The following is a 22,848-nucleotide window of genomic DNA, read 5'->3' on the forward strand; positions in this document are numbered from 1 at the left end:
CGACATCCTGCTCCCAAAGCAGGCGCTCCACCAGGCTGAGCTACTTCCCGTATAAAAAGGGGATTTTAAGAAATGGGAGAAAAAATGGTGGCTCGGGACGGGATCGAACCGCCGACACGGGGATTTTCAATCCCCTGCTCTACCGACTGAGCTACCGAGCCACTTGCTTGCACGCAGAACGCGCTTGCGGGGCAGAATCTATCATCCTCTTCCCAATATTGCAACCACAAAATATTATTTTTTCAACTTCCCCGTATTTTGCCCTCCCCATAGCGGGAATCCGTCCGGTCAATCAGGAGGAAGCCTGCGCCAGAATACCGCTCAACAGCAATGCAAAAATCAGCGCCGCCCAGGACAGCGTGTACAGGAGAAGGGGAGGCATGTTCCTCTTCAGCCTGTCCAGCACAAACATGAATGCCCCCGCCATCGCCAGCCCATAATAAATCCACGCGTCTCCGGTGTATTCCCTGGCGGCGGCGGCCAGGCAGAATACGACGTAAATGACTGTCACCCCCATCCATACCAGGGATACCATGTCACGGTCAACGGAATCCCGCCCGTCTTCTTCCTCTTCTTCACTCCACCGTTTGCGGCTGAACATGCAGAGCATGACCAGCGCCACCAGATACCAGGTGGGTTCGGACAGCTGGCCTCCCCAGCCGCCCCCTACCGTCCCGTAAAAGTAGGCCGGTATTCCGGCTCCCGTGGCAAAGGAAACGGCGGCGAAAAACGCCCCCATGACGAATCCGGAAGACAAGATCCCTTTCTGATGAGGGTTGGAAGAAAAATAGAGAAAGAGCAGACTGCAAACGCCAGGCAGAAAGGCAAATTGGAAAATGACCACGCCCAACTGGAAAAACATAATCCAAAGCCCCGTCACGGCCGCCACCATAATGAGCAGGGAGATCACGAAACAGTGCTTTTTGGCAAAGAGCAGGCATTCATCCGTGTGCACGGCGGAACCGCTCCGGAATATTTTCAGCACCCGGTCCAGCATGTTGACGCACCAGACAGCCACAAACAGGAACTGATACAGCCAGGGGGAGGAAACCACCACCAGATGGGACTGGCTGACGGCAAAAGCCCAGGCAATGGCGGCAGAAGGGATTTCCAATCCCATCAGGGAAAACCACGCCCACCAGGGGGGCCTCTTCAACACCTGCTCCATTTTCCGTCCCATCATCTCCACAACCGTTCCTTCCGCAAGCTCCCGAACCGTCATGTGCAAACTTCCTTATTTTTACGCGGGGATGCTTGACATGCAATAAAACATATTTATACTTGCGTTCCCCTTGCGTCGGAAACGCAATACATCACCATGAAGAAAGATATTCACCCCCAGTATAATCCGGTCGTTTTCGTTGACATCACCACCGGCCGCCGCTTCATCACCCGTTCCACCGTTCGTTCCCCCAAGACGGAAGTTATTGACGGGGTTGAACATTTCGTGGTTTCCTGCGGTATCACCTCTGATTCCCACCCGTTCTTCACCGGCAAGAACCAGTTTGTGGACACGGAAGGCCGCATCGACAAATTCCAGAAGCGTTTCGGCACCGTCCGCCGCAGCGGAGGCAAGCCCAAGCTCAACAAGTAAGAACTGCCTTCAGCAATTTTTCAGCCCCGTTTCCTTTCCGGAAAACGGGGTTTTTATTTGCAGGCTTTTCTTTTTCTCTTTTTCCAGCTTCACTTGCAGCAGCATGATATTGACACCGGACCGTTTTGACAGCCAGTCCGCGGAACTTCTCCGCTCCGGCCGCCCCGTCCTTGCCGGAATCAGCGGGGGAAGGGACTCCATGGCTCTGCTTTCCCTGCTGTCCGGCATGCCGGGCTGCAACCTGGTTGCATGCCATGTAAACCACCAGCTGCGTCCGGAAGCGGAGGAAGAGGAAACATTTGTGCTCTGTTACGCGGCCTCCCTGGGTATTCCCTGTGTCCGGGAACGCGTCCATGTCCGCGATATGGCCCATACCCGTGGAATTTCCATTGAAGAAGCGGCCAGGGAAGCCAGGCAGGCCTCGTTTCTGAAATGGGCCGCCGGCCATCCGGGGGCGTTCGTGGCCCTGGCCCACCACCGGAACGACCAGCAGGAAACGGCTCTTCTTCACCTCTGCCGCGGCGCCTCCGGCATTCACGGCATGTCCCCCGTCTCCACTTGGGCCAACGGATTGACCGTCGTACGCCCCATGCTGGATTTTTCCCGGGAGGATATCACCGCCTATCTGGAGCATCTCCATATTCCATGGAAGGAGGACTCCAGCAACCAGTCTGCCGAATATACCAGGAATGTTCTGCGCCATGAAATCATTCCCAAATTGAATGCGCTGTTCCAGAGGGACACCAGCCTTCCCTTTTCACGCGCCTGCCGTCTGGAAAATCAAATCCGCACGGCGCTTTCCCAGGCGCTGGACTCCATGAACCTGACAGATCCCCAGGGGCGCCTGTTCCTGCCGAAGATCAACCTGCTTCCTGCGGAGCTGAAACAATGCGCCGTGCATGATTACCTGCGCCGGCAGCATATTCCGAACCTGACGGAAGACGCCGTACTCCGGGTAATCAATATCTTGAATACAGACAGCCCTTCCCGGACTTCCCTGCCCGGCGGGAAACTGGCCGTGCGCAGGGAAAAGCGCCTGCTGGTCATGGACGCGCCTACCCCGGTCAATAAAGCGGAGCAACCCCCTGCGGATACAGCAGGTGGAATTTAATGGCTTCATTCCCTACCACCAGCGCAGTGCCGAACATCCTGTCTTCATCCGTCAGCCGCGGCAACTGCGCAATCGGAAAGAGCAGACCGCCCAGAATAAGGCCGTAGTTGTATACGGACGGCATCATGCACAACAGTTTTTTGGAGATATCCGCAGCATCCAGAGTCGGGAAGACCCACACCTCACTCGGCTGAAGCATGGAATTGCGGTGCACGCGCACGCTGTAGGAATCTGACGACAGAGCGGCGTCAATCTGGATTTCTCCCTCTACGGAGATTTCATTGCTCAGGCAATCCTTCTGCACCATGCTCTTCGCCAGCGCCGCCGCGGCCCTGGTACGGTCCGCGGCCAGTTCCGGAACGGAACCTGAAGTGGACGCGCTCAACATGGCGACGCGAACGCTTTTACCCAGCATGTGGCGGGCCATCTTGGCCGTCTCCACGGCAAAATAGGCCATATTTTCCACCGTGGGTTCAGGGTTAACCCCGGTATCCGCCAGAAAATAGACGCCGCGGCCGCCGAATTTTTTGGAAAATTCGGGCACAAGCACGATGGAAATGGCAAACAAAGGCTTGGTGGGAACGGGATCCTGCCGGTACTTGTTCACCGCGCGGAAAACGGAAGCCACCCTTTTCATGTTCCCGGCCACAATGGCGTCCGCCTGGCCGTAAAGCACCATCATGGCGGCAAAATGAACCGGTTCGGAAACAATTTCACGGGTGTTTATGGGCAACCCGTTGCCGAACATCTGTTCCGCCCGTTCATAGCGGTCGCAGAACATCTGAAGATCCGAACTTTTTTGCGGTTCAATGACGCGGACGAATTTCAGGGAAATTCCGTTCATTTCCGCCATTCTCGTGATGACTTCCTTCCTTCCCAGCAGGATGGGCGCTCCAGCCTGCTCCTCCACAAAGCGCTGGGACACGCGCAGCACGCGGACATCCTCCCCTTCCGGAAAAACAATGCGCTTGGGGTGGCGCTTCAGGTTATCCAGGAGCGGCCCTGTAAAATCATTCAGCGGGGAAAAGCCTTGCCAGTCACTCATACGTCACGTGTCCTATTTAACGCGACTCTAAAAAATCCTGTCCATAAAATCAACTCATAAAGTCAACGACGGCAAATAATGAACAAAGACATCCCTCCGGGTTGAACCGTCCGCCGCGCCATGCTAGCATGGGCATTCCCCTTCATGTACTGCGATTACCATACCCATACCCCCCTGTGCCTGCACGCCTCCGGCACTCCGCAGGAATATGTGCAGGCAGCCGTCCGTGCCGGGCTCCGGGAATACGGCATTTCAGACCATGCCCCGATGCCCGGGGAACCTTTTGACGACTGGCGCATGAAGCAGGCGGACATGCCGGCCTACCTGGACTGGATCACGGAAGCCCGCGAATGCGCCGCGCCGCACGGACTGACAGTCCGTTCCGCTCTGGAATGCGACTGGTTTCCCGGCATTGAACCATGGATAGAGCGCCTGCAGGGCCTGCACGCATGGGATTACCTGATCGGTTCCGTCCATTACCTGGGGGAAAAGGAGGAATTCGACAATCCCTACAGGATGGATTTCTGGCGCCGGACGGATGTGGAGGACGCGTGGGAACAATATTGGGAGCGCTTCCGGAATATGGCCGCCTCCGGAATGTTCCACATCATGGGACACGCGGACCTGATCAAAAAATTCGGCTTCCGCCCCTCCGGCGACCTGCGCCGTTATTATGAACCGGCGCTGGAAGCCATGCGGGAATCCGGAGCATGTCTGGAACTTAATACGGCCGGTTGGCACAACAAGTGCGGCGAACAATATCCGGACGGGCAATTCCTGAAAATGGCGGCGGAAGCGGGGATTCCCCTGACCATCAGCTCGGACGCCCACAGGCCGGAGGATGTAGGGCGGGATTTCAAGCGGGCCGGGGAACTGGCCCGGCAGGCAGGGTTCAGGAATCTGGCCTCCTTCCGGGAAGGCCGCATGGAACTATTCCCCCTGCCCGGAATCTGATGTTTCCCCTCAACGGCAAAGGAATGCCCCGGCAGCCTTTTTCCTGTAAACGGCACAGGCCCATGGGGAGAAAAGGCAATGCTCCGGAGCCTCTTTAACCTCTGTACAAACTCGGCTTTGTGGGCAAAGGCCTCGGATGAGGCGGAGGCACGGGACGCGGAGGAAGCGGCTGGGGCCGGATAATGACGGGCGGCGGCGGATAATTCCACGTCCTGATAATCGGCGGGACAATGATGCGTTCCGTTCTCGGCTGGCTGGCCACTTCCCTCACTTCCCCCTGCAACTGGGAAACCTGCCTGTTCAAATCCGCAATCTTCTTCTGGGTTCCGTCTTTCAGGGCCAGGTATTTCTTTTCCAAATCCTGCCAATACTGTTCCGCGGTTTCCCTTCTTTTACGGATGGCGTTTATCTGCTCCTGATAGGATGCCGCCCTTGCGCGGAAAACGCGGGCGTCTTCCGGCAAACCCACACGATCCGCTTCCAGGGCATTCCACTGCAGAGCCATAACCTCCGCCTCCACCCTGGTAAGTTCCCCCATCAGCAAAAACATGCGGGAAATATCCGCACCTTCCAGATAGCGGGGATGCCGCTCCGCCTCAGACAGGGATTCCCGGATTTTCCTGGCTTCTTCATCGGCCGCCTTCCTGGCTTCTTCCGCTTTCTTTCTGCGCGCCGCTTCCTCCATCCTTCGCTGCTCCAGTCTGGCCCTCACCTCATCCGGCGTCATCTTGTAATCCCTTTGCTGGGCATCCGTCAGATCCTTATAGGAAACCTTGGCCACCCCGTCCGTATACTGGATATTGACAAAATCATCTCCGGAAGACACCACCACGGCGTCTTCCAGCACCCTGCCGGACCGCAGAGACATATTTTCCGCCAGGGCGGCAGGAGCCAGGAGGCATAAAATCAAAAAACGGGTCCCGGTTTTCATATGATTAACCTCTTCTACGTTGGTAAGAGGCGCGAGGAAAGGAATTTATTCAAAAAAATAGGACCAGAGGTTAATACTGGCGCAGCCGCCGGTTTTTGCTATTATACGGCGTAATCATTTACACGCGTTATGAGCCGCTATTCTTCATCCTGGACACCTTTACCCTCCCTTCCCGATCCGGAAGGCTTCGCTGGCATGTACGCAGGAACCTGCGGAGAAATAATGATTTGTGCAGGAGGAACCAACTTCCCGGAAAAGCCCATGCTTGAAGGGGGGCCCAAAACATGGACGGACCGCGTCTTTACGCTCTCTCCGGAGGAAAACGCATGGAAAGAGGCCGGAACACTGCCCGTGCCCTATGCCTACGGAGCCTCCGCCAGCGTCAGGGAAGGCCTGCTGTGCATCGGCGGCTGCGACAGGGAAGGACACCGGAAAGACGTTTACCTGCTGAACGCCGCGGACGGCACTGTCACCACGCGCCCTTTTCCCTCCCTCCCCATCGCCCTGGCATATACGGCGGCTGCCGTGCTGGACGGGAAAGTCTATCTTACTGGGGGATGTGAACGTCCCGGTGAGCAGGACTGCACCAACCGGGTCTTCATGCTGGACACACGCCGGCCGGAACAGGGATGGCTGGAACAGGACCCGCTGCCGGGCCGCGGCCGCTTCCTGCATCAAATGGCCGCAACAGATGGAACCCTGTACGTGCTCGGCGGCATCGGCCTGAGGGAGCAGGACGGCAAACAGGTCCGGGAATTGCTGAAGGAAGCATGGAGCTATACCCCGGAACACGGATGGACGCGCCTGCCGGACATGCCTTACGCCATTGCCGCAGCCCCTACTCCGGCCCCGGTTTCCGGGAACGGCGTCATTTACCTGCTTGGGGGGGATGACGGCTCCGGGAAAAAATACACTCCGCAAACTAATCCCGGCTTCAACAACCAATCTCTGTGCCTGGACACGGCAGACATGACATGGCACGACGCAGGTTCCATCGCCGCGCCCAGAGCAGTCCTTCCGTGCTGCGCGTGGCAGGGCCGTTTTGCGGCCGTGAACGGAGAACTCAAACCTGGAAGGCGCTCTCCTGAAGTGTGGAGCGTCACCCTCTCCTGATTTTTCCCGGAATCCAACTACAAACCTCTCAACATATGCACATGACACGTTCTCTAACCCAAATTTCCAAGGCTTGCGGCTCCGCTCTGGCAGCCCTGCTTCTCATCGCGGTCCCGGCCGCTGACGCCTCCTTTTCCGTGGACGTCCGGACGTCCGGAACTGTTCCCGACCTTCCGGACCCGGCAGGCCGCGCCGGCATGGTAGCCGGAACTGTTACGGAAAACGACGGCGCCCAGTCCGTCATCGCCGCAGGGGGCTCCAACTTCCCCCAGGCCGCGCCGGGAGCCTCAACTCCGGAAGAACGCGGCCCCAAAACCTACTACCGGGACATTTTCAAACTCCGCAACGGCCAGTGGAGCAAGACGGGGACATTGCCCGTCCCGCTGGGTTACGCCGCTTTTGCCAGCGTAGGAAAGGGGCTGGCGGTAGCCGGCGGCCATAATGAGCAGGGCATCCTGAAAGACGCCCTGCTGATCAAAACGGACGGCTCCGTGGAAAAGCTTCCTCCCCTTCCCGTCCCCGTGACGGAAGCCGCATGCGCCGCCCACGGGAACAAACTGTTCGTCATCGGCGGCAGAGACCGGGACCAGCCGGAAACCGCCCTCAACACTATCTACATGCTGGATACCACGCCGGATACGGATAAAATGAAATGGGTTTCCCTGCCTCCTTTCCCCGGAGCGGGCCGCATTCTCTCCACTGCCGCCGTCTGCGACAGCACCCTGTTCATCATCGGCGGATGTTCCCTGTCCAGGGATAACGCCGGAGAAACCTCCAGGACGTACCTTTCCGACATGATCGGCTACGACATGACGGACAAGGAGCCTTCCAAATGGGGCTCCGCCGGCAGGCAGCAGCCTGCCGGACCGGGAATGCCCGTAGCCGCCGCCGCGGGTCCCGCCCCGGTGCGTGAAAATTCCATTCTCCTGATCGGCGGAGACAAGCGCGGCAATACGCCGGACCCGGCCACGCCCGTGGCGCAGTCCCGGGACATTCTGGTTTATGACGTCATCGGAAACACATGGACGCGCCAGGGGGAATGGCCCGTGGGCATCGCCACGGCTCCCGCCATCGTCAGGGGGTCTGAAATCATGACCATCAGCGGGGAAACGGCTCCGGGCGTCCGGACCCCGGCAAACGCCTCCGCCGACGCAGGTTACCACTTTGAAATGAGCACGGTTGATTACGCCGTGCTTATTCTGACCATCATCGTCCTGGCGCTCATCATCGTCTCCGCCGTGCGCAACGGCGTTAAAAACGTTGCCGCCGTCACGGACCCGAACACCAGGCCGGGCCTGTGGGCCTGGGTAGCCGTCATTGTCCTGTGGTTTGTGGTCATGCTGAACTATTTTGACCGCCAGCTCCTTTCCGCCCTGCATGAACCCATCGTCCGGGACATTCCGCAGACGGAAGCCCAGTTCGGCATGGTCACCTCCGTTTTCCTGCTGATTTACGCCCTGCTCAGCCCCGTGGGCGGCTTTCTGGCAGACCGCTACAGCCGCCGGCTGATGATCCTCTGCTCTCTCGTCGTCTGGTCCGTGGTCACATGGTGGACCGGCCATGCGGAAGACTACACTTCCCTGCTCATTGCGCGAGGCGCCATGGGCATCAGCGAGGCGTTCTACATCCCCGCCGCCCTGGCCCTGATTACGGACTACCACCGCGGCAGCACGCGCTCCATCGCGACAGGCCTGCACATGAGCGGCATCTATGTAGGCATGGCCGTGGCCGGCTTCGGCGCCACCATGGCTTCATGGACGGGATGGCGCATGACGTTCGCCCTGTTCGGCCTCATCGGCGTGGCGTACGCCGTCATCCTCATCCTGTTCCTGAAAGACCCGTCCAAAGCCCCGGCGGATACGGCCCTGGCAAAAAAACCGTCCGAACCGGAGGAAAAAACGGTTCTGCTCAATGTGGACAATGACGAACAGGTCATCAAGGAACCCGCTTCCAAGCTTTCCACCGGGGCCGTCCTTTCCAGCCTGCTGAGCGGACGCCCCATGTGGATGCTGCTGGCCGTAGTGGCCTTTGCCGGCGCCGGGAACTGGTTCCTTCTCACCTGGTATCCCACCCTGCTTCAGGATAAATATCAGCTCTCCTCCGCGGAAGCGGGCCCCGCCGCCACGCTGTGGAGTTCCGTGGCCAAATACGTCGCCGTGCTGGGAGGCGCCATCCTGGCGGACATGTGGTACAAGAGAAACGCCCGCGCCCGCGCCCTGGTTCCGGGCATCACCTTCACCATATCCGGCCCATTGGTGGTTCTGGCTCTGCTGCCCGGCATCTTCGGCTGGGACATCACCGTCCCCCTCGTGCTCATGCTGGGCCTGGTCGCCACGCAGGGGCTGGCGCAGGGATCGCTGGACGCCACCCTCATGCCCGTGCTACGCTCCCATATTGACGAGCGTTATTCCGCAACCGGCTATGGCCTCCTCAACCTGACATCCGCCGGCGTGGGCGCCCTCATCTCCTTCTTTGGGGGGTGGTTCAAGGACCAGGGCGTTCCGCTGACCACCACCCTGGCGGCGGCAGGATGCCTGATGCTGTTCTGCGGGCTGCTGCTCCTGATGCTGCCGCGTCCCAAACATTAACCGCAACTATGCTCATGCCTCCCGTCTTCCTCCTGATGAAAAAGCCCGCGCGCCTCTGCCTGGCGGCGGGAACCCTGGCCGCCCTGTTCCTCACTCCCCTTGCACAGGGGCGTACCTGGACCAGCCTCCAGGGAAAAAAACTGGAAGCGGAATTCATCAGGATGGACGGCCAGAAAGCCGTGCTGAAACGTTCCGGAGGCCAAACCGTCTCCATTCCCCTCTCCCTGCTTTCCCGGGAAGACAGGGATTTCATCGCGGAACAGGAAAAAGGCGGGGCGCTCCCCTCCAATACGGCGGATAATTACCACCTGCCGTGGCCCAGGACCATCAAATGCCCGGATAATTTCAAGGTGGAAACCGTCAAGGAGGAACCGGGAGAATATATTTATGAAACACCCCATTTCCGCTTCATCTGCGACGCCAGGCTGGGAACCGGCATGATCAAGCGCCTGGGCCTTCTCTTTGAGGCCACCCACCTGGCCAACAAAACCCTTCCCATAGGGAACTCCCCTGCCCATGACGATTCCGCCAAATTCCCCGCCTACCTGTACGAAAAGTTCAGCACCTATCTGGAAAACGGCGGACGCGAAGGCACGGCGGGCATCTTCCTGGGAACGACGCGCCCCGGAGACCGCGGAAGAATTCTGGTTCCGTTCGATTCCCTGGGAGTCAAAACCATGGGAAGCACCTACGTCATTGACCGTGACAAGGACGCCTCCACCCTCATCCATGAACTGACGCACCAGCTCATGTCTTCGCAGGCCAAGCAAGCCAGCTGGTTTTGCGAAGGCTCCGCGGAATACATGGGCATGACGCCCTACGCCGGAGGCCGCTTCAACTTCGGGGCCAACCGTTCCCACATTGTCTCCCGCGTGACGGAATACGGCAAAAAAAACACGGGGGGACGGGCCCTGGGAAATGACATTGAGGCTCCCGGCCTGGAAGCTTACATGAACATGCCCTATTCCCGGTTCACGGAAGAAAACCCCAACCTGAACTACGGACTGGCCGCCCTGATGGCCTACTATTTTTACCACATGGACGGCAAGGGCGATGCCCGGCGCATCAAGAATTACATGAAAGCCATCCAGTCAGGAACCAGTGAAAAGGAAGCTCAAAAGCTCCTCCTTGACGGACGGAGCTATGAAGAACTGGCCAGAGAAATTGAACAGAAATGGCGTAAAGCGGGCGTTAAAATCCGCTTCCGTTCCTCTTCCTGAACCGTGCCGCGCGTGCCGTGGAAACAGTCCCCCCGACGGGAAACGGAGGACAGTTTGTGCCCTGAAAAACCGTTGACACGGGAGGGAAAGGCGGCACACTTCCCTTAACAGGGATTCACAGACACGCATGGCAGAAAAAGCTTCCATATCCGCCCTGATGGACAGGGTGGCCCGTACCGCCCCCTTTCACCGGGAACTGGCGAAGCTGGGCACGGAAGAACAGGCGGTCTTCGACCATACCTCCCTGCCCGGAGCGCCGTTTGTAGCGGCCCTGTGCATCAGAACCCTTCCGGACACTGCCCGGGCCTGGGTGGTCGCTCCCCACTTGCGGGCGCAGGAAGCCCTTGCGGCCCAACTGGAAACCTGGGGAGTGCCCCACCTCCTTTTCATTCCGGAAAAAGAAACGGCCCTGGGAGAGGAAATGGGCGACCCAGAACTCGCGGCGGAACGTCTCAACATCCTTCACCGCATCTCTTCCGGCCACGCGGGCGGGCAAACCATCGTTTTGACGGAAAGCAGCCTGAACGATGAAGTTCCGTCTCCCGACAGCATGCAAAACCAGGGAATAACCCTGAAAACGGGGGAAACGCACGCTCCGGAGGACTTGATACGGCAGTTTGGGGAAGCGGGGTTTGAAGGTGTTCCACAGGTCATTTCCCGCGGGCAATGGTCCCGCCGCGGCGGCATTCTGGATGTTTTTCCTCTCCAGTCCTCCCACCCCGTGCGCCTGGAATTTTTTGACGACGAAATTGAATCCATCCGGGAATTTGATGTGGATTCCCAGATTTCCTTCCGCAAGGCGGAGCACGTCAACCTCATTCTGGCGGAGGCCGCGGGCGCGGGGACCCTGCGGGACTGGATCAAGCCGGGAGACCTGGTCATTACGGCCCCCTTCTGCAAGGAACGGGGGAACGTATGCATCCTCACCTCCCCCCCGGAAAATGCGGCGGGGGAAGAAGACTTCTCCCTGGCCATCCATGACAACCCCCTGGGCAGCTTTGAGGCGGGGGACTTCGTGATGCAGGAAATGCGCCGTGAACTGGCGGAACGCCAAATCCGCGAATGGCTGGACCGGAAATGGAATGTCAGCATGTTCTTCCCCAATGAAGGGGAGGAAGAACGCTTCCGGGACATTTGCGCCGGAACGCCCGCCCTGCTGTCCATCGCCCCTCTTCGCGGAGAACTTCCGGCAGGGTTCAGCATCCCGGAAGCGAAAACGGCCGTCCTCTCTTCCTCGGAACTGTTCGGCAGGTACCAATCCGCTACGGCGCGCCGCCGCGCCAGCCGGGAAGACAAGGCGCGCAAGGCACGCGCGCAGGCATCCCTGAAAGACATCAATCCCGGTGATCTGGTGGTGCATACCAGCTACGGCATCGGCAAATTCATCAACATTTCCGCCTCCCCTGACTCCGGAGACGAGGAAATGAACATCCTCTACCGGGACAACACGATCCTGCACGTCCCCCTCAGCCAGGCGCACCTGGTTTCACGATACATAGGCCTGGGAAGCAAAACGCCGGAACTCAACAAACTGGGGGACTCCAAATGGCAGCGCGCCAAAAAATCCGCTGAACGCTCCGTGGCGGATTACGCCGCCCAGCTCCTCAACGTCCAGGCGGAACGCCAGACAGGAAAAGGCTACAGCCACCCCCCGGACAGCAAATGGATGTGGGAATTTGAAAGCTCCTTTCCCTTCCGGGAAACCCAGGACCAGCTCCGCGCCATCGCCCAGACGAAAGCGGACATGGAATCCACCCGCCCCATGGACCGCCTGATCTGCGGGGACGTAGGCTTCGGCAAAACGGAAGTTGCCATCCGCGCCGCCTTCAAATGCGTGACGGGAGGCCGCCAGGCGGCCGTGCTGGTCCCTACCACCGTATTGGCGGAACAGCATTTCCGCACGTTCAAGGAACGCATGAGCGAATACCCCGTACGTATTGAAATGCTCAGCCGCTTCAGCAGCGCGGCGGACATCCGCTCCACGCTGGAAGGGCTCAGAACGGGAGCCGTGGACATCGTCATAGGAACGCACCGGCTCATTTCCGATGACGTATCCATGAAAAATCTGGGCCTGGTCATCATTGACGAGGAACAGCGCTTCGGCGTCAGGCACAAGGAAAAATTCAAGGAACGCTTCAAGGGAATTGACGTGCTGACGCTGTCCGCCACGCCCATTCCCCGCACCCTGTACATTGCCCTGATGGGAGCACGGGACATGAGCTCCATTGAGACGCCGCCCGTCAACCGGCAGCCCGTCCAGACAAGCGTGTGCCCTTACGACGAACGCATCATGAAAAAGGCCATGGAACGCGAGCTGGAACGCGGGGGGCAGATTTTCCTGCTGCACAACCGCGTGAAAACCATCGAACTGTTCCGGGACCGCATCCAGGCCCTGGTACCCAAGGCCCGCATCGTCATCGGCCACGGCCAGATGCCTAAAGAAGAACTGGAACAGGTCATGCGCACCTTCGTGCAGGGGAAAGCGGACATCCTGCTGGCCACCACCATCATCGAATCCGGCATTGACATCCCGAACGCCAACACCATCATCATTGACCGCGCGGACCGCTTCGGCCTGGCGGACCTTTACCAGCTCCGCGGCCGCGTGGGCCGTGCGGGCCACCGGGCCTACGCCTACCTCATGCTCCCCAGATCCGCCGCCACCACGGGAGACGCCCGCAAACGCGTCTCCGCCATCAAACAGTACACGGAACTGGGTTCCGGCTTCAAAATTGCCATGAGGGACCTGGAAATACGCGGTGCGGGCAACCTGCTGGGCACCCAGCAGAGCGGCCACATCGCCGCCATAGGCTTTGACCTGTATTGCCAGCTCCTCCAGCAATCCATCGCCCAGATGCAGGGCAAACACACGGCCCCCCGTCCGGATGCGGCTCTAAGGACGGACTTCATCGTCAACAGCGAAACGCAGTTCGCCGCCAAATCCCGCAAAGACTTTCTGGGAGCCTTCCTTCCCAGGGAATACATCAGCGACGCGTCCCTGCGCATCTCCGCCTACAAGGATCTGGCCGCCGTCCGTACCCTTAAGGAAGCGGACAATCTGCTCCGCGCCTGGGAAGACCGCTTCGGCCCCGCGCCGGAAACGGTGCGCCACCTGCTGGATTCCCACAAAATCAAAATCCTGGCATCCCGGGCCAACATCTCCATGGTGGAAATCAGCGGACAGCGCCTGATGCTCACCAGGAACGGGGATTTCATCCTGCTGTCCAACAAATTCCCGCGGCTGGCAAGCGCCGCGCCCGCGGACAAACTCCGGGAAACGCTGGACATGCTGAAGAACATTTAACGCCGCTGCGGCCATCCCCGGGCCGGACCTGTCCAAGGGAAACATCATCCCCCGTAACACCGGCTCCCGCCTTTGCCATGCCAGGGCCACGCTTCCGGCGGGAACATGAAACTTGCATATGAACCGGTACAACCGGCAGCCCGCCGCGGCCTTTCCGTCAGCCCTGCGGCTCTTTCTCGCCGGAAAGCTCCTTCTTTTTCATCATTTCCATGATGCCGGACGTATTGGCCGGAGCCATGATCACTTCGATCGACCACTCGGAATCATCCACATCCTTCGCGTAATCTTCCATGTTCATGGGCACCTCCAGAACAGGAGATTCCCAGGTAAGATCCTTATAGAAAGAACGGGACATCACTTCCTGCCCGTCCCTCAAAAGGATCACCTTGTCAATCAGGCAGCTTCCTCCCTCCTTGGAAGTCCGAACCAGACGCACCCCTGAAAATTGATTTATCTTCCTGCCGGGAATGGTGCAGCGCATCCGCGTATAAGCTCTCTCCTGCTGTCCCAGAAGCTCCCAATGGGCTAAAATGGGGGCCGACAAAGTGAGGCGCGACAAATCGTAACCGGAACCTGCCAGCAGCTTGGACACCCGCCTGACCATATCCGCGGAATAATCCACTCCCCATCCCTGGGAATACAAAATGCCCAGCATATACAGGACGGAAGGCTCCTGCGCCATAAAAGACATCAAAAGCAAATCCACCGCCTGGGAATAATTCTGGGACAGGCTGACCGGACACTGAAGCAGATCCGGGAAAAACTCCTTCCCGCCTATAAGAAGAAACGCCAGATCCCGCTGAGCCACAATAAAGCCGCCCATGGCCGCCTTGTAAAGCCAGACGCCCCCTTCCTGACCGTATCTTCCATCCCGTTCAAAAATAAGCCGGGCCATTTTATACTGGGCGGCGGGATATCCGGCCTTGGCGAATTTCTTCAACTGGACCTTCTCCTGTTCCGTCAGCACGATGGAATCGATTTCCGTGCGGTTCCTTTTCCGGGAAGCGAGAAGAATTTCCCGGAGCTTTCTGTTCTCCGGACTGTCCAGGGAAGCTCTCACCTCGGGATCATACGCCGTGCAAATGAATCTGAAATGGGGCTTCAGGACTTCCCCGCTTTCCAGCGTCGTAGCCTGGGAAGAAACAATCTTCAGCGGATGGGGGACATTATCCTTGGTCTCAAAACTGAACCTGTAAGGGACATCCACCTCCAGCGCCGGAAGATCCACAAAGCGGAAACCGGTAAGCGTCGGGCTTTCAATCAGGGTGAAGGAAAAGCCGTTAAACGACCGGGAAACCAGTTTTCCGTCCTCATCACGTATGGTCAGATACAGGGGAGGGCACATTTTGTCTTCCTGAAGCGCCCTCAAATGAACGCATGCGAGTGAAAAGCGGTCGGGCAGCACGGATGGAAGGGCATGACGCGATAAAGACGGACTGTCCAGCCTGACGTCAAAATGATCCATGGATCTCAGAAATGACACATCCCTTGACTCTGAAATAATCTGGGGAATGGCCGTGGACATGATGCTGGTAAAATCTCCCTCATCCGACTTCTTTCCCCAGTCATAAACAAAGTAGCCCAGAGCCGCGCCAAGAAGGCCGATAACAAGAAAACCACCAAATACCCTCCTCCAGCCCGTCCCCATTTTTCCTTGCCCTTCCGACATGAAGCGGGAAGAGGATAAGGCGAACAGATTGAAAAAACGCTTGCGGGCGGACTTGAACTCCTCAGGAGAAAACTGAATAGTTGAAATGGCGCCTCCATCAACTCCCAGATCCTTAATCCACGCTTCCGCGGACTTATAGCGGTCTTCTACCTGGGGGGAGAGGGCCTTGTCTATGGTTTTCAGAAACTTCCTCGAATAATTGGCGAAAAGCTCAGAGGAGGCGGCCAGCGGCTGCATGGTGTCGTTGACCAGCCGTTCCTCCCCTCTGGGCGGCGCAACGCCCTTCAGCAGGGAATAAAACGTGGCGCCCAGGGAATAAAGGTCACTCCAGGGCCCTAAATCCTTTCTGCCCAGAGCCTGTTCCGGAGAAGAAAACCCATGAGTCGCCAGAACGGTCTGAGTATAATTGCTCTCTATATGGCGTGACGCGCCAAAGTCAATGAGCACGGGATTCCCTTCCTGCGTAAGCAGGATATTTCCCGGCTTGATGTCCCTGTGGCAAATCCCCTTTTTATGCAGGTAGTCCAAAGTCTGGAGGATGTGCACCAGCAATCCTTTCAACTTGGGCTCGGAGTAACAGTTCCCGTCCAGCAGCTGTTGCTCTCCCAGATAATCCAGGGGAAGCCCCTGAATATAATCCATGGAGAAATAAGCCGTTCCGTTGCACTCAAAGATGGAAAGCACCCGGACGATGCTGGGGGAATCCAGCCGCGCAAGAATGCGGGCCTCATTCAAAAAGTTGGAAAGCGTCCATTTGAAAGACTCGGCGTCATTTCCGTTATTGGGAACTACGCGCCCCGTAAACGGATCCCTGTAGGCATAGGTGGAGGGGAAATTTTCTTTCAGAACCACTTTCCTCTTCAACATCATGTCGCGGACCAGATAGGTAATTCCGAATCCGCCGCTTCCCAGCACCTTCAAAATTTTATAATGCCCCAATGTCGCTCCGTCCGGGAGTTCCTTGGAATAAACGGAAGACTCGTCCCAGGACTCGGGAGGAGTCAATTTGGATTCATGTTCGGAAACACTATGCGGACGGGCATCTTTGCCCGGAATTTCCGCATGGTGAAAACCGGGTTCACTATCTGAGCCGTCACTTCCCATCGCTACCAACCTATCAGTAGCGCCATTATTATCTTTCCCGGCAGCTTTGTAAAGATTATTATTCTGACTGTCACTGTTTCAGGTATTTTCGCATAACATATTGAACAGGAAATAAAATATCGTCATCTCCCATCTCCTCGTGCGGCTCCCCCCTTCCATGAAGCGGACCGGAAAGCAGCCCGGCAGGAGGACCATTCCGGAAAGAAAATTCGCGGATGCCTCCCATCAAGACGTCATTTTGTAATAAACGGACAACAACGGACGTATTCCGGCAAAGATATGCTTGTAAAATCCCTCTTCATCATCAGCGGTATGGCAGGATGCCTCCTGCCGGGCGCAGGACAGGCGGCGGAAACGCACGTCACTCTGCCCTCTCCGGACGGGCAGCTGTCCTGGATGCTCCATGCGGGCGGCCAGGCCGCTCATTCCCTGAAAAAAGGCGGCAAAACGGTTCTGGAACCGTCCGGCCTTGGCATCGTCGTGAATGGAAAAGACCTTGCCGGAGGCGTCACGGGATGGAACGTGGAAAAAGTGAAAAACAACGTTTGCGACACCTTCGAAACGCGCGGCAAATACCCTTCCGCCTCCGTCCGTTTCAATGAATATGTGGTTTCCGGGAACAACTCCTCCCTCCGGCTCCGCGCCCGCGTCTTCAACAACGGGGTCGCCTTCCGCTATGAATGGACGGAAGACGTGAAGAACGCCCCCTCACTGAACATCAGTGAAGAAAAAACTTCCTTCGCCTTTCCGGAAAAAACCGTCCTGTGGACCCAGGACGCGGCCTCCGCCCTGGGCCCCTGCGAAGGAGTCTGGGCCCCTTCCAGAATAACGGATTTCAAAAAAGATCCCGGCAATCCCCGCAGCTATATCCGTACCATGCCGGTTACGACGGAACTGCCGGGTGGAGGAGTTGCGCTCATACAGGAGGCCGCCAACTTCAACAGGCAATGGAGCGGCATCAAATTCTCCCTTCAGGATGGCGCATGCCGTGCGGTATATTTTCAGGACCCCGGCGGCTTTTCCGCCCCTTCATCCGCGGAAATGCCCTGGCGCGTCATCCTGGTGAATGACGACCTTGACGGGCTGGTCCGGAATGACCTCATCCCTTCCCTGGCTCCGGAACCGGACAGGAACCTTTTTCCGGAAGGCTCCAAAGCCTCCTGGATCAGGCCGGGCCGCTCTACCTGGACCTGGTGGGACCGCGGGAACGTCCTGGAAAACGACCAATACGCTTTTGTCGATATGGCTGCCGAATTCGGCTGGGAATACCACCTCGTTGACGAAGGGTGGAAAAAATGGGGGCCATCCCTCCCGGAAAGCATGGGCAAACTGGCCAGGCTGGCCGGCTACGCCGCCGGCAAACACGTAGGCATCTGGGTATGGGTGCGGTGGTCAGACGTCAACAACCCCGCCAACAACTGGGAAAGCATGCGCAGCTTTTTCGGCGAGCTCGCCAAAACGGGCATCAAAGGGATCAAGATAGACTTCATGGACTCCGCCTCCCGGGATCGCCTGGCCTTCTACGACGCCGTAGCGGAAAATCTGGCGAAAAACAAGCTCATGGTCAACTTCCACGGGGCCAACACCCCTACGGGGGAGGAACGCTCCTGGCCTCACGAAATGAGCCGGGAAGGCATCTACGGAGGAGAACAGAACATCTGGGGCGCCATAGGCGGGCAGCATTACTGTGCGCTGCCCTTCACCCGCCTGGTCTCCGGCCACGCCGATTTCACGGGAGGCTATTTCGGCCACGGCCCCAAGCTGCGCGGCTCATCCTGGGCCCTCCAAATGGCGGCCAACATCATTTACACATCCCCCATTCTCCACTGGGTTTCCAACCCTGCGGACATGGAAGCTGCTTTCCCGAAGGGCTCTCCTGAACGGGAAGTTGTCCGGAACATCCCTTCCGTATGGGATGAAACCGTCGTCCTGCCGCCGTCCGCCATCGGGAAATGCGCCGCCTTCGCCCGGCGTTCAGGGAACCAATGGTATATCGCTCTGATGAACGGGGACGACAGGGAGCGCACCATTTCCATTCCTCTGGATTTTCTGGACAAAAACACGGCGTACCGGGCCACTGTTCTCCGGGATCTGGCGGAAAAAAATGACGGTTGGAGCGTAGAAACCCGGAAAGCCGCTTCCGGAAATGCTCTTTCCTTCACCATGCGTATCAAAGGCGGAGGGATCGCCCGACTGACTCCTGCTGAAAAGTAGTTCCTCCTCCCCGGCAAGCGGCATCCTGCCCCAGGGAGAAAAAGGAGCTCCCCCTTTTTTCTCCTTTTTAAGGGGCGGCGCGGCGGAAAACCATGTTTATCCGCCGTTGCTCCGTCCGCTCCGGAAAAACCGGTAAAGGCGGAACAAAAATCAGGCTTCCCCGCTCTTCCCGTCCGCGCACTCTTCCTTAGTGCTCCACGCCGGAAGCCAGCGCACCTCCCGGAGACGGTATCCGCGTTCCAGAAGCGCGCCATGCAGGCCGGGAAGATGTGCCGCTCCGTAAAAAATGCCTATCCTGCGCACCCCTTTGCCGCTCCAATAGTCAAACACTTCCATGCACTTGGCATTCCGTCCTTCCAGAATCACGGTATCCTCCAAATCATGAGGAGCATTGGCCATCATGCCCATCAGCTTATTCTTCAGCCCCGTTTTATTTCCGGCCAGGAAATCCGCCATCAGCCCCCATTCATCGGCCCGGTTCGTCCCGGTTTTCTCCACCAGAGAGGACAAAACGGATTTAAGCATCAGGCCGGCGATGCTTTCGCCCTTCCTGGCCTGCGCCTTGCGGAATTCATCCATCGTCATATCCGCATGGACGAAATGAGCTGCGGAATAATCAATGCCCTGACGCTGGGTCTGAAGCCCCAACATGTCGCTCAATTCCTGGTAGGCGCCCCCCAGCAGCCCCATCAGAAAAGACTTTTCTTCCTGCTCGCCTTTCTTCCTCCATTCCACGATCCGGTTCCATTCCCGCGCCTCTTCCAGCGTCAGTCCCCCCAGCGGCTTGCTGCGGTCTATCCTGCGGCGCAACTCCTCCTCCCGCCTGAGCCCCTCCCCGCCAACCATTTCAAAAAGCAGCACGTCGTACCTGCCGAACAACTTGTTCAGCCGGTCGTAATATTCCGGCTCCGCCACGTGAATAGCGCCAATAAGAGCTGCTTCCACCCCATTGTCATGGACATAGACAGCTACGGGAGTGGACAGGCTCTGCCGGTCCCGTGAGGAAGAATCCAAAAGCACGTACCGTCCGGGATACCCGCCATATTCCGCCTTCTCCGCAGCGGAAATGTCCTCAGCCGGCGCGGGAGAACACCACCAAAGGGCAGCCAGAAAACAATGCAGCAGTCTCATATATATTCAGCCTAGCAAGGACCATATGAAGGGCAAGCTCAAAAAAGACGGTCTTCCTTTCCGGAACGGAAAGACGGCATGAGAGGGGATGCCCCCTTCTTCAAAACTCCGGACCCGCAGAATTTCCAGGCTCTTTTTCAATGAAAGCCGGCAAGTCAAAAATCCCCGCGCCCGAAAACGGGCGCGGGGAATGAAAAAACCATTCTGAACGCCGGGCGGAAAACCATCCGCCCGGCCATAAACGGTTACTTGCCGCAGCAGCACTTGTCGGTCAGGGCCCCCACACCGGGAAGAACCTTGCCTTCCAGCAGTTCCAGGGAAGCGCCGCCGCCCGTGGAACAGAAGGAAAGCTTATCCTGTACCTTGAACTTCTTGGCCGCCGTCACGGAATCGCCGCCGCCTACGATGGAAATGGCGGAGGAATCCGCCAGGGCTTCCGCGACTTCCTTGGTTCCCTTGGCGAAGCAGTCCATTTCAAACACGCCCATCGGGCCGTTCCACAGAACGGTCCTGGCATCCTTGATGATGGCGGAGAACTCTTCAATGGCTTTGTCGCCGATGTCGATGGCCATGCCGCCTTCCGGCACCTTGCCGCCTTCAGCAAAGGGAGCCGTGCAGAAGGTTTCGGCGCCGTCTTCAAACTTCATGGCTACGCGCACGTCTGCGGGAAGCAGGAACTTCACGCCCTTGGCCTTGGCCGTCTCCAGAATTTCCCGGGCCAGGTCCAGCTTGTCCCCTTCAATCTTGGAAGCGCCCAGGTCATACCCTTCAGCAGCCAAAAACGTGTTGGCCATGGCGCCGCCAATCAGGAACGTATCAGCCTTCTCCATCAGTTTGGAGAGCACTTCAATCTTGTCGGACACCTTGGCGCCGCCCATAATCACCACAAAGGGCTTTTCCGGGTTTTCCAGCTTGCCTTCCAGATATTCCAGTTCACGTTCAATCAGGAAGCCCATGGCGCTCTTTTCCGCAAAATGCGTCACGCCTTCCGTGGAAGCGTGGGCGCGGTGGGCTGTGCCGAACGCGTCGTTCACGAACAGCGTGGCATTGCCCAGCAGGGACTTGGCGAATTCCGGATCGTTTTTCTTTTCACCGGGATAAAAACGGACATTTTCCAGCAGGACTACATCGCCGTCTTTCATGGCGGCGCGGGCGGCTTCCGCTTCCGGTCCGATGGCGGCGGGGACGAATTTCACGTCCTTGCCGAGCAATTCGGAAAGGCGGGCGGCAACGGGCTTCAGGGAAAAAGCGGGATCGGGTTCGTTTTTGGGACGGCCCAGATGAGAGGTAAGGACGAGGCGGGCGCCCTGGTCCAGCAGGAACTTGATGGTGGGGAGAGCGGCCACGATGCGGGCGTCATTGGTAATTTCCCCATCCTTGAGAGGGACGTTGAAATCCACGCGCATGAGGACTTCCTTTCCCTTGGCGTCAAGGTCGCGAACAGTAAGTTTAGCCATATCGGTTTATATTGTTTGGTTCAATGAATAAAAAAGGGAGGGCATTTCTGCCCTCCCGGATAAATCCCCGCCCGCCCGGCGAACCCGGCCAGGAAAGCCGGAAAGTTGAAACAGGCGGACGGCAAGACTTGTCGTGCAACTGAAGAGCAAGCGTTGTCCGAGGGGACTTACTTGCCGCAGGAGCAGCCGCAGCCCAGGCTGTCGCCCAGCTTCTTCATGGCCTGGGCGGCGCGGTTGGAGTAACCCCATTCGTTGTCGTACCAGCCGCAGACCTTCACCAGGTTGCCGCCGACCACATACGTGAAGCCGGAGTCAAAGATGCAGGAGTGGGGATCGGAAACGATGTCCTGAAGAACGAGGGCTTCCTCGGAGTAAGCCAGAATACCCTTCAGCGGGCCTTCAGCGGCTTCCTTCATGGCGGCGTTCACTTCTTCCACGGTCACGTCCTTCTTGAGCACGGCCACGAAGTCGGTCAGAGAACCGGTCGGAGTCGGAACGCGGAAGGAAGCGCCGTTCAGGGAACCCTTCAGGTTCGGCATTACTTCACCGATGGCCTTGGCGGCGCCGGTGGTCGTCGGGATGATGTTGATCGCGGCGGCGCGGGCACGGCGGGGATCCTTGTGCGGAAGGTCCAGAATGCGCTGGTCGTTCGTGTAGGAGTGGATCGTGCTCATCATGCCCTTTTCAACGCCGAACTTGTCGTCCAGCACCTTCACCATCGGAGCAAGGCAGTTGGTGGTGCAGGAAGCGTTGGAAACGATGTCGTGCTTGGCGGGATCGTATTCGCTGTCGTTGATGCCCAGAACGAAAGTCAGATCCGGATCCGGAGAAGGAGCGGAAATAAGAACCTTCTTGGCGCCGGCGTCAAGGTGCTTCTTGGCGGCGTCGCGCTTGGTGAACAGGCCGGTGGATTCCAGAACGACGTCTACGCCCAGGTCCTTCCAGGGAAGGTTGGCGGGATCGCGTTCCACAGTAATGAGGATCTTGTGGCCGTCAACGACCAGATAATCACCCTCGATGGAAATTTCACCGTCAAACTTGCCCTGCGTGGAGTCATACTTAAGCAGGTGGGCGATCGTTTCGATAGGAGTCAAGTCATTGATGGCAACAACCTTGTTGCGTTCTTCCTTGGACATGGCGCGCAGTACGTTGCGACCAATGCGTCCAAAACCGTTAATAGCATATTTGGCCATAAGATTGAGGGCTTCAGATTTGATTAATTACTAGTCCCGGACTTATTCAAGTACCATGGACGCTGCAAGTTTAGAAATGTTTCAACCAGCCGTCAACACTATTGTTCCCCCATCATGGCAGTATGCTCCCGAGCTTCCGCAAACAGGGAACGCTCTTTCAGGCGAACATGCTCCCCCATGAAAATCAAAAACTTGCAAACACACACGCCTTATGCAGGAA

15 protein-coding genes and 1 tRNA gene are annotated in these 22,848 nt (G+C 57.9%); 8 read left to right on the forward strand and 8 right to left on the reverse strand.

The window, feature by feature from the left end; all coding sequences use genetic code 11:
- Nucleotides 1–85 precede the first annotated feature (85 nt).
- Nucleotides 86–161 (reverse strand) — tRNA-Phe (locus B3075_RS07305).
- A gap of 131 nt (nucleotides 162–292) precedes the next feature.
- The gene (locus B3075_RS07310) at nucleotides 293–1,222 is read right to left on the reverse strand and encodes a hypothetical protein (RefSeq protein WP_290489151.1); all 930 of its coding nucleotides are present in this window, start codon (nucleotides 1,220–1,222) and stop codon (nucleotides 293–295) included.
- Between the two features lie 96 nt (nucleotides 1,223–1,318).
- Between B3075_RS07310 and B3075_RS07315 the strand changes: the two genes are divergently transcribed.
- Entirely contained in the window at nucleotides 1,319–1,594 is a 276-nt protein-coding gene (locus tag B3075_RS07315; RefSeq protein WP_035196558.1) for a type B 50S ribosomal protein L31, read from the forward strand.
- A gap of 103 nt (nucleotides 1,595–1,697) precedes the next feature.
- Entirely contained in the window at nucleotides 1,698–2,705 is a 1,008-nt protein-coding gene (tilS, locus tag B3075_RS07320) for a tRNA lysidine(34) synthetase TilS (RefSeq protein WP_290489145.1), read from the forward strand.
- On the opposite strand, the gene B3075_RS07325 is transcribed toward tilS, so the two are convergent.
- Nucleotides 2,659–3,750, reverse strand: a complete 1,092-nt coding sequence (locus tag B3075_RS07325) for a phosphate acyltransferase (protein WP_094135351.1) — start codon at nucleotides 3,748–3,750, stop codon at nucleotides 2,659–2,661. The genes tilS and B3075_RS07325 overlap by 47 nt on opposite strands.
- Before the next feature lie 120 nt (nucleotides 3,751–3,870).
- Between B3075_RS07325 and B3075_RS07330 the strand changes: the two genes are divergently transcribed.
- Complete coding sequence (locus B3075_RS07330; protein WP_290489143.1) at nucleotides 3,871–4,704, forward strand: histidinol-phosphatase; 834 nt, start codon at nucleotides 3,871–3,873, stop codon at nucleotides 4,702–4,704.
- A 94-nt stretch (nucleotides 4,705–4,798) separates the two neighbouring features.
- Here the strand turns inward: B3075_RS07330 and B3075_RS07335 are convergent, their stop codons facing one another.
- Nucleotides 4,799–5,635 carry a hypothetical protein gene (locus B3075_RS07335; protein ID WP_290489141.1) on the reverse strand — a complete coding sequence of 279 codons (837 nt, stop codon included), beginning with the start codon at nucleotides 5,633–5,635 and terminating at the stop codon, nucleotides 4,799–4,801.
- 129 nt (nucleotides 5,636–5,764) lie between these two features.
- On the opposite strand from B3075_RS07335, the gene B3075_RS07340 reads away from it, so the two are divergent.
- The 4 genes from B3075_RS07340 (at nucleotide 5,765) to mfd (ending at nucleotide 13,860) form a co-directional block, all read left to right on the forward strand.
- On the forward strand, nucleotides 5,765–6,748 hold the full coding sequence (locus tag B3075_RS07340) for a Kelch repeat-containing protein (RefSeq protein WP_290489139.1): 984 nt from the start codon (nucleotides 5,765–5,767) through the stop codon (nucleotides 6,746–6,748).
- A 41-nt stretch (nucleotides 6,749–6,789) separates the two neighbouring features.
- The gene (locus B3075_RS07345) at nucleotides 6,790–9,336 is read left to right on the forward strand and encodes an MFS transporter (protein ID WP_290489138.1); all 2,547 of its coding nucleotides are present in this window, start codon (nucleotides 6,790–6,792) and stop codon (nucleotides 9,334–9,336) included.
- 8 nt (nucleotides 9,337–9,344) lie between these two features.
- Complete coding sequence (locus tag B3075_RS07350) at nucleotides 9,345–10,556, forward strand: SHD1 domain-containing protein (RefSeq protein ID WP_290489136.1); 1,212 nt, start codon at nucleotides 9,345–9,347, stop codon at nucleotides 10,554–10,556.
- 127 nt (nucleotides 10,557–10,683) lie between these two features.
- Nucleotides 10,684–13,860 (forward strand): transcription-repair coupling factor, encoded by a 3,177-nt coding sequence (gene mfd, locus B3075_RS07355; RefSeq protein WP_290489134.1) that lies wholly within the window; start codon nucleotides 10,684–10,686, stop codon nucleotides 13,858–13,860.
- Between the two features lie 157 nt (nucleotides 13,861–14,017).
- Here mfd and B3075_RS07360 read toward each other — a convergent pair whose 3' ends face one another.
- On the reverse strand, nucleotides 14,018–16,534 hold the full coding sequence (locus B3075_RS07360) for a protein kinase domain-containing protein (RefSeq protein ID WP_290489132.1): 2,517 nt from the start codon (nucleotides 16,532–16,534) through the stop codon (nucleotides 14,018–14,020).
- A 378-nt stretch (nucleotides 16,535–16,912) separates the two neighbouring features.
- Here B3075_RS07360 and B3075_RS07365 point away from each other — a divergent pair, with 378 nt between their 5' ends.
- Entirely contained in the window at nucleotides 16,913–18,847 is a 1,935-nt protein-coding gene (locus tag B3075_RS07365; RefSeq protein WP_290489130.1) for a glycoside hydrolase family 97 protein, read from the forward strand.
- Nucleotides 18,848–18,997: 150 nt separating this feature from the next.
- On the opposite strand, the gene B3075_RS07370 is transcribed toward B3075_RS07365, so the two are convergent.
- The 3 genes from B3075_RS07370 to gap form a co-directional block, all read right to left on the reverse strand.
- Nucleotides 18,998–19,978, reverse strand: a complete 981-nt coding sequence (locus B3075_RS07370) for a hypothetical protein (protein WP_290489128.1) — start codon at nucleotides 19,976–19,978, stop codon at nucleotides 18,998–19,000.
- 245 nt (nucleotides 19,979–20,223) lie between these two features.
- Complete coding sequence (locus tag B3075_RS07375) at nucleotides 20,224–21,435, reverse strand: phosphoglycerate kinase (protein ID WP_094135361.1); 1,212 nt, start codon at nucleotides 21,433–21,435, stop codon at nucleotides 20,224–20,226.
- A 167-nt stretch (nucleotides 21,436–21,602) separates the two neighbouring features.
- Complete coding sequence (gene gap / locus B3075_RS07380; RefSeq protein ID WP_012420455.1) at nucleotides 21,603–22,628, reverse strand: type I glyceraldehyde-3-phosphate dehydrogenase; 1,026 nt, start codon at nucleotides 22,626–22,628, stop codon at nucleotides 21,603–21,605.
- Between the last annotated feature and the right edge of the window lie 220 nt (nucleotides 22,629–22,848).

Source organism: Akkermansia sp. UBA7090 (assembly GCF_002493465.1).
Lineage (GTDB): Bacteria > Verrucomicrobiota > Verrucomicrobiia > Verrucomicrobiales > Akkermansiaceae > Akkermansia > Akkermansia muciniphila_A.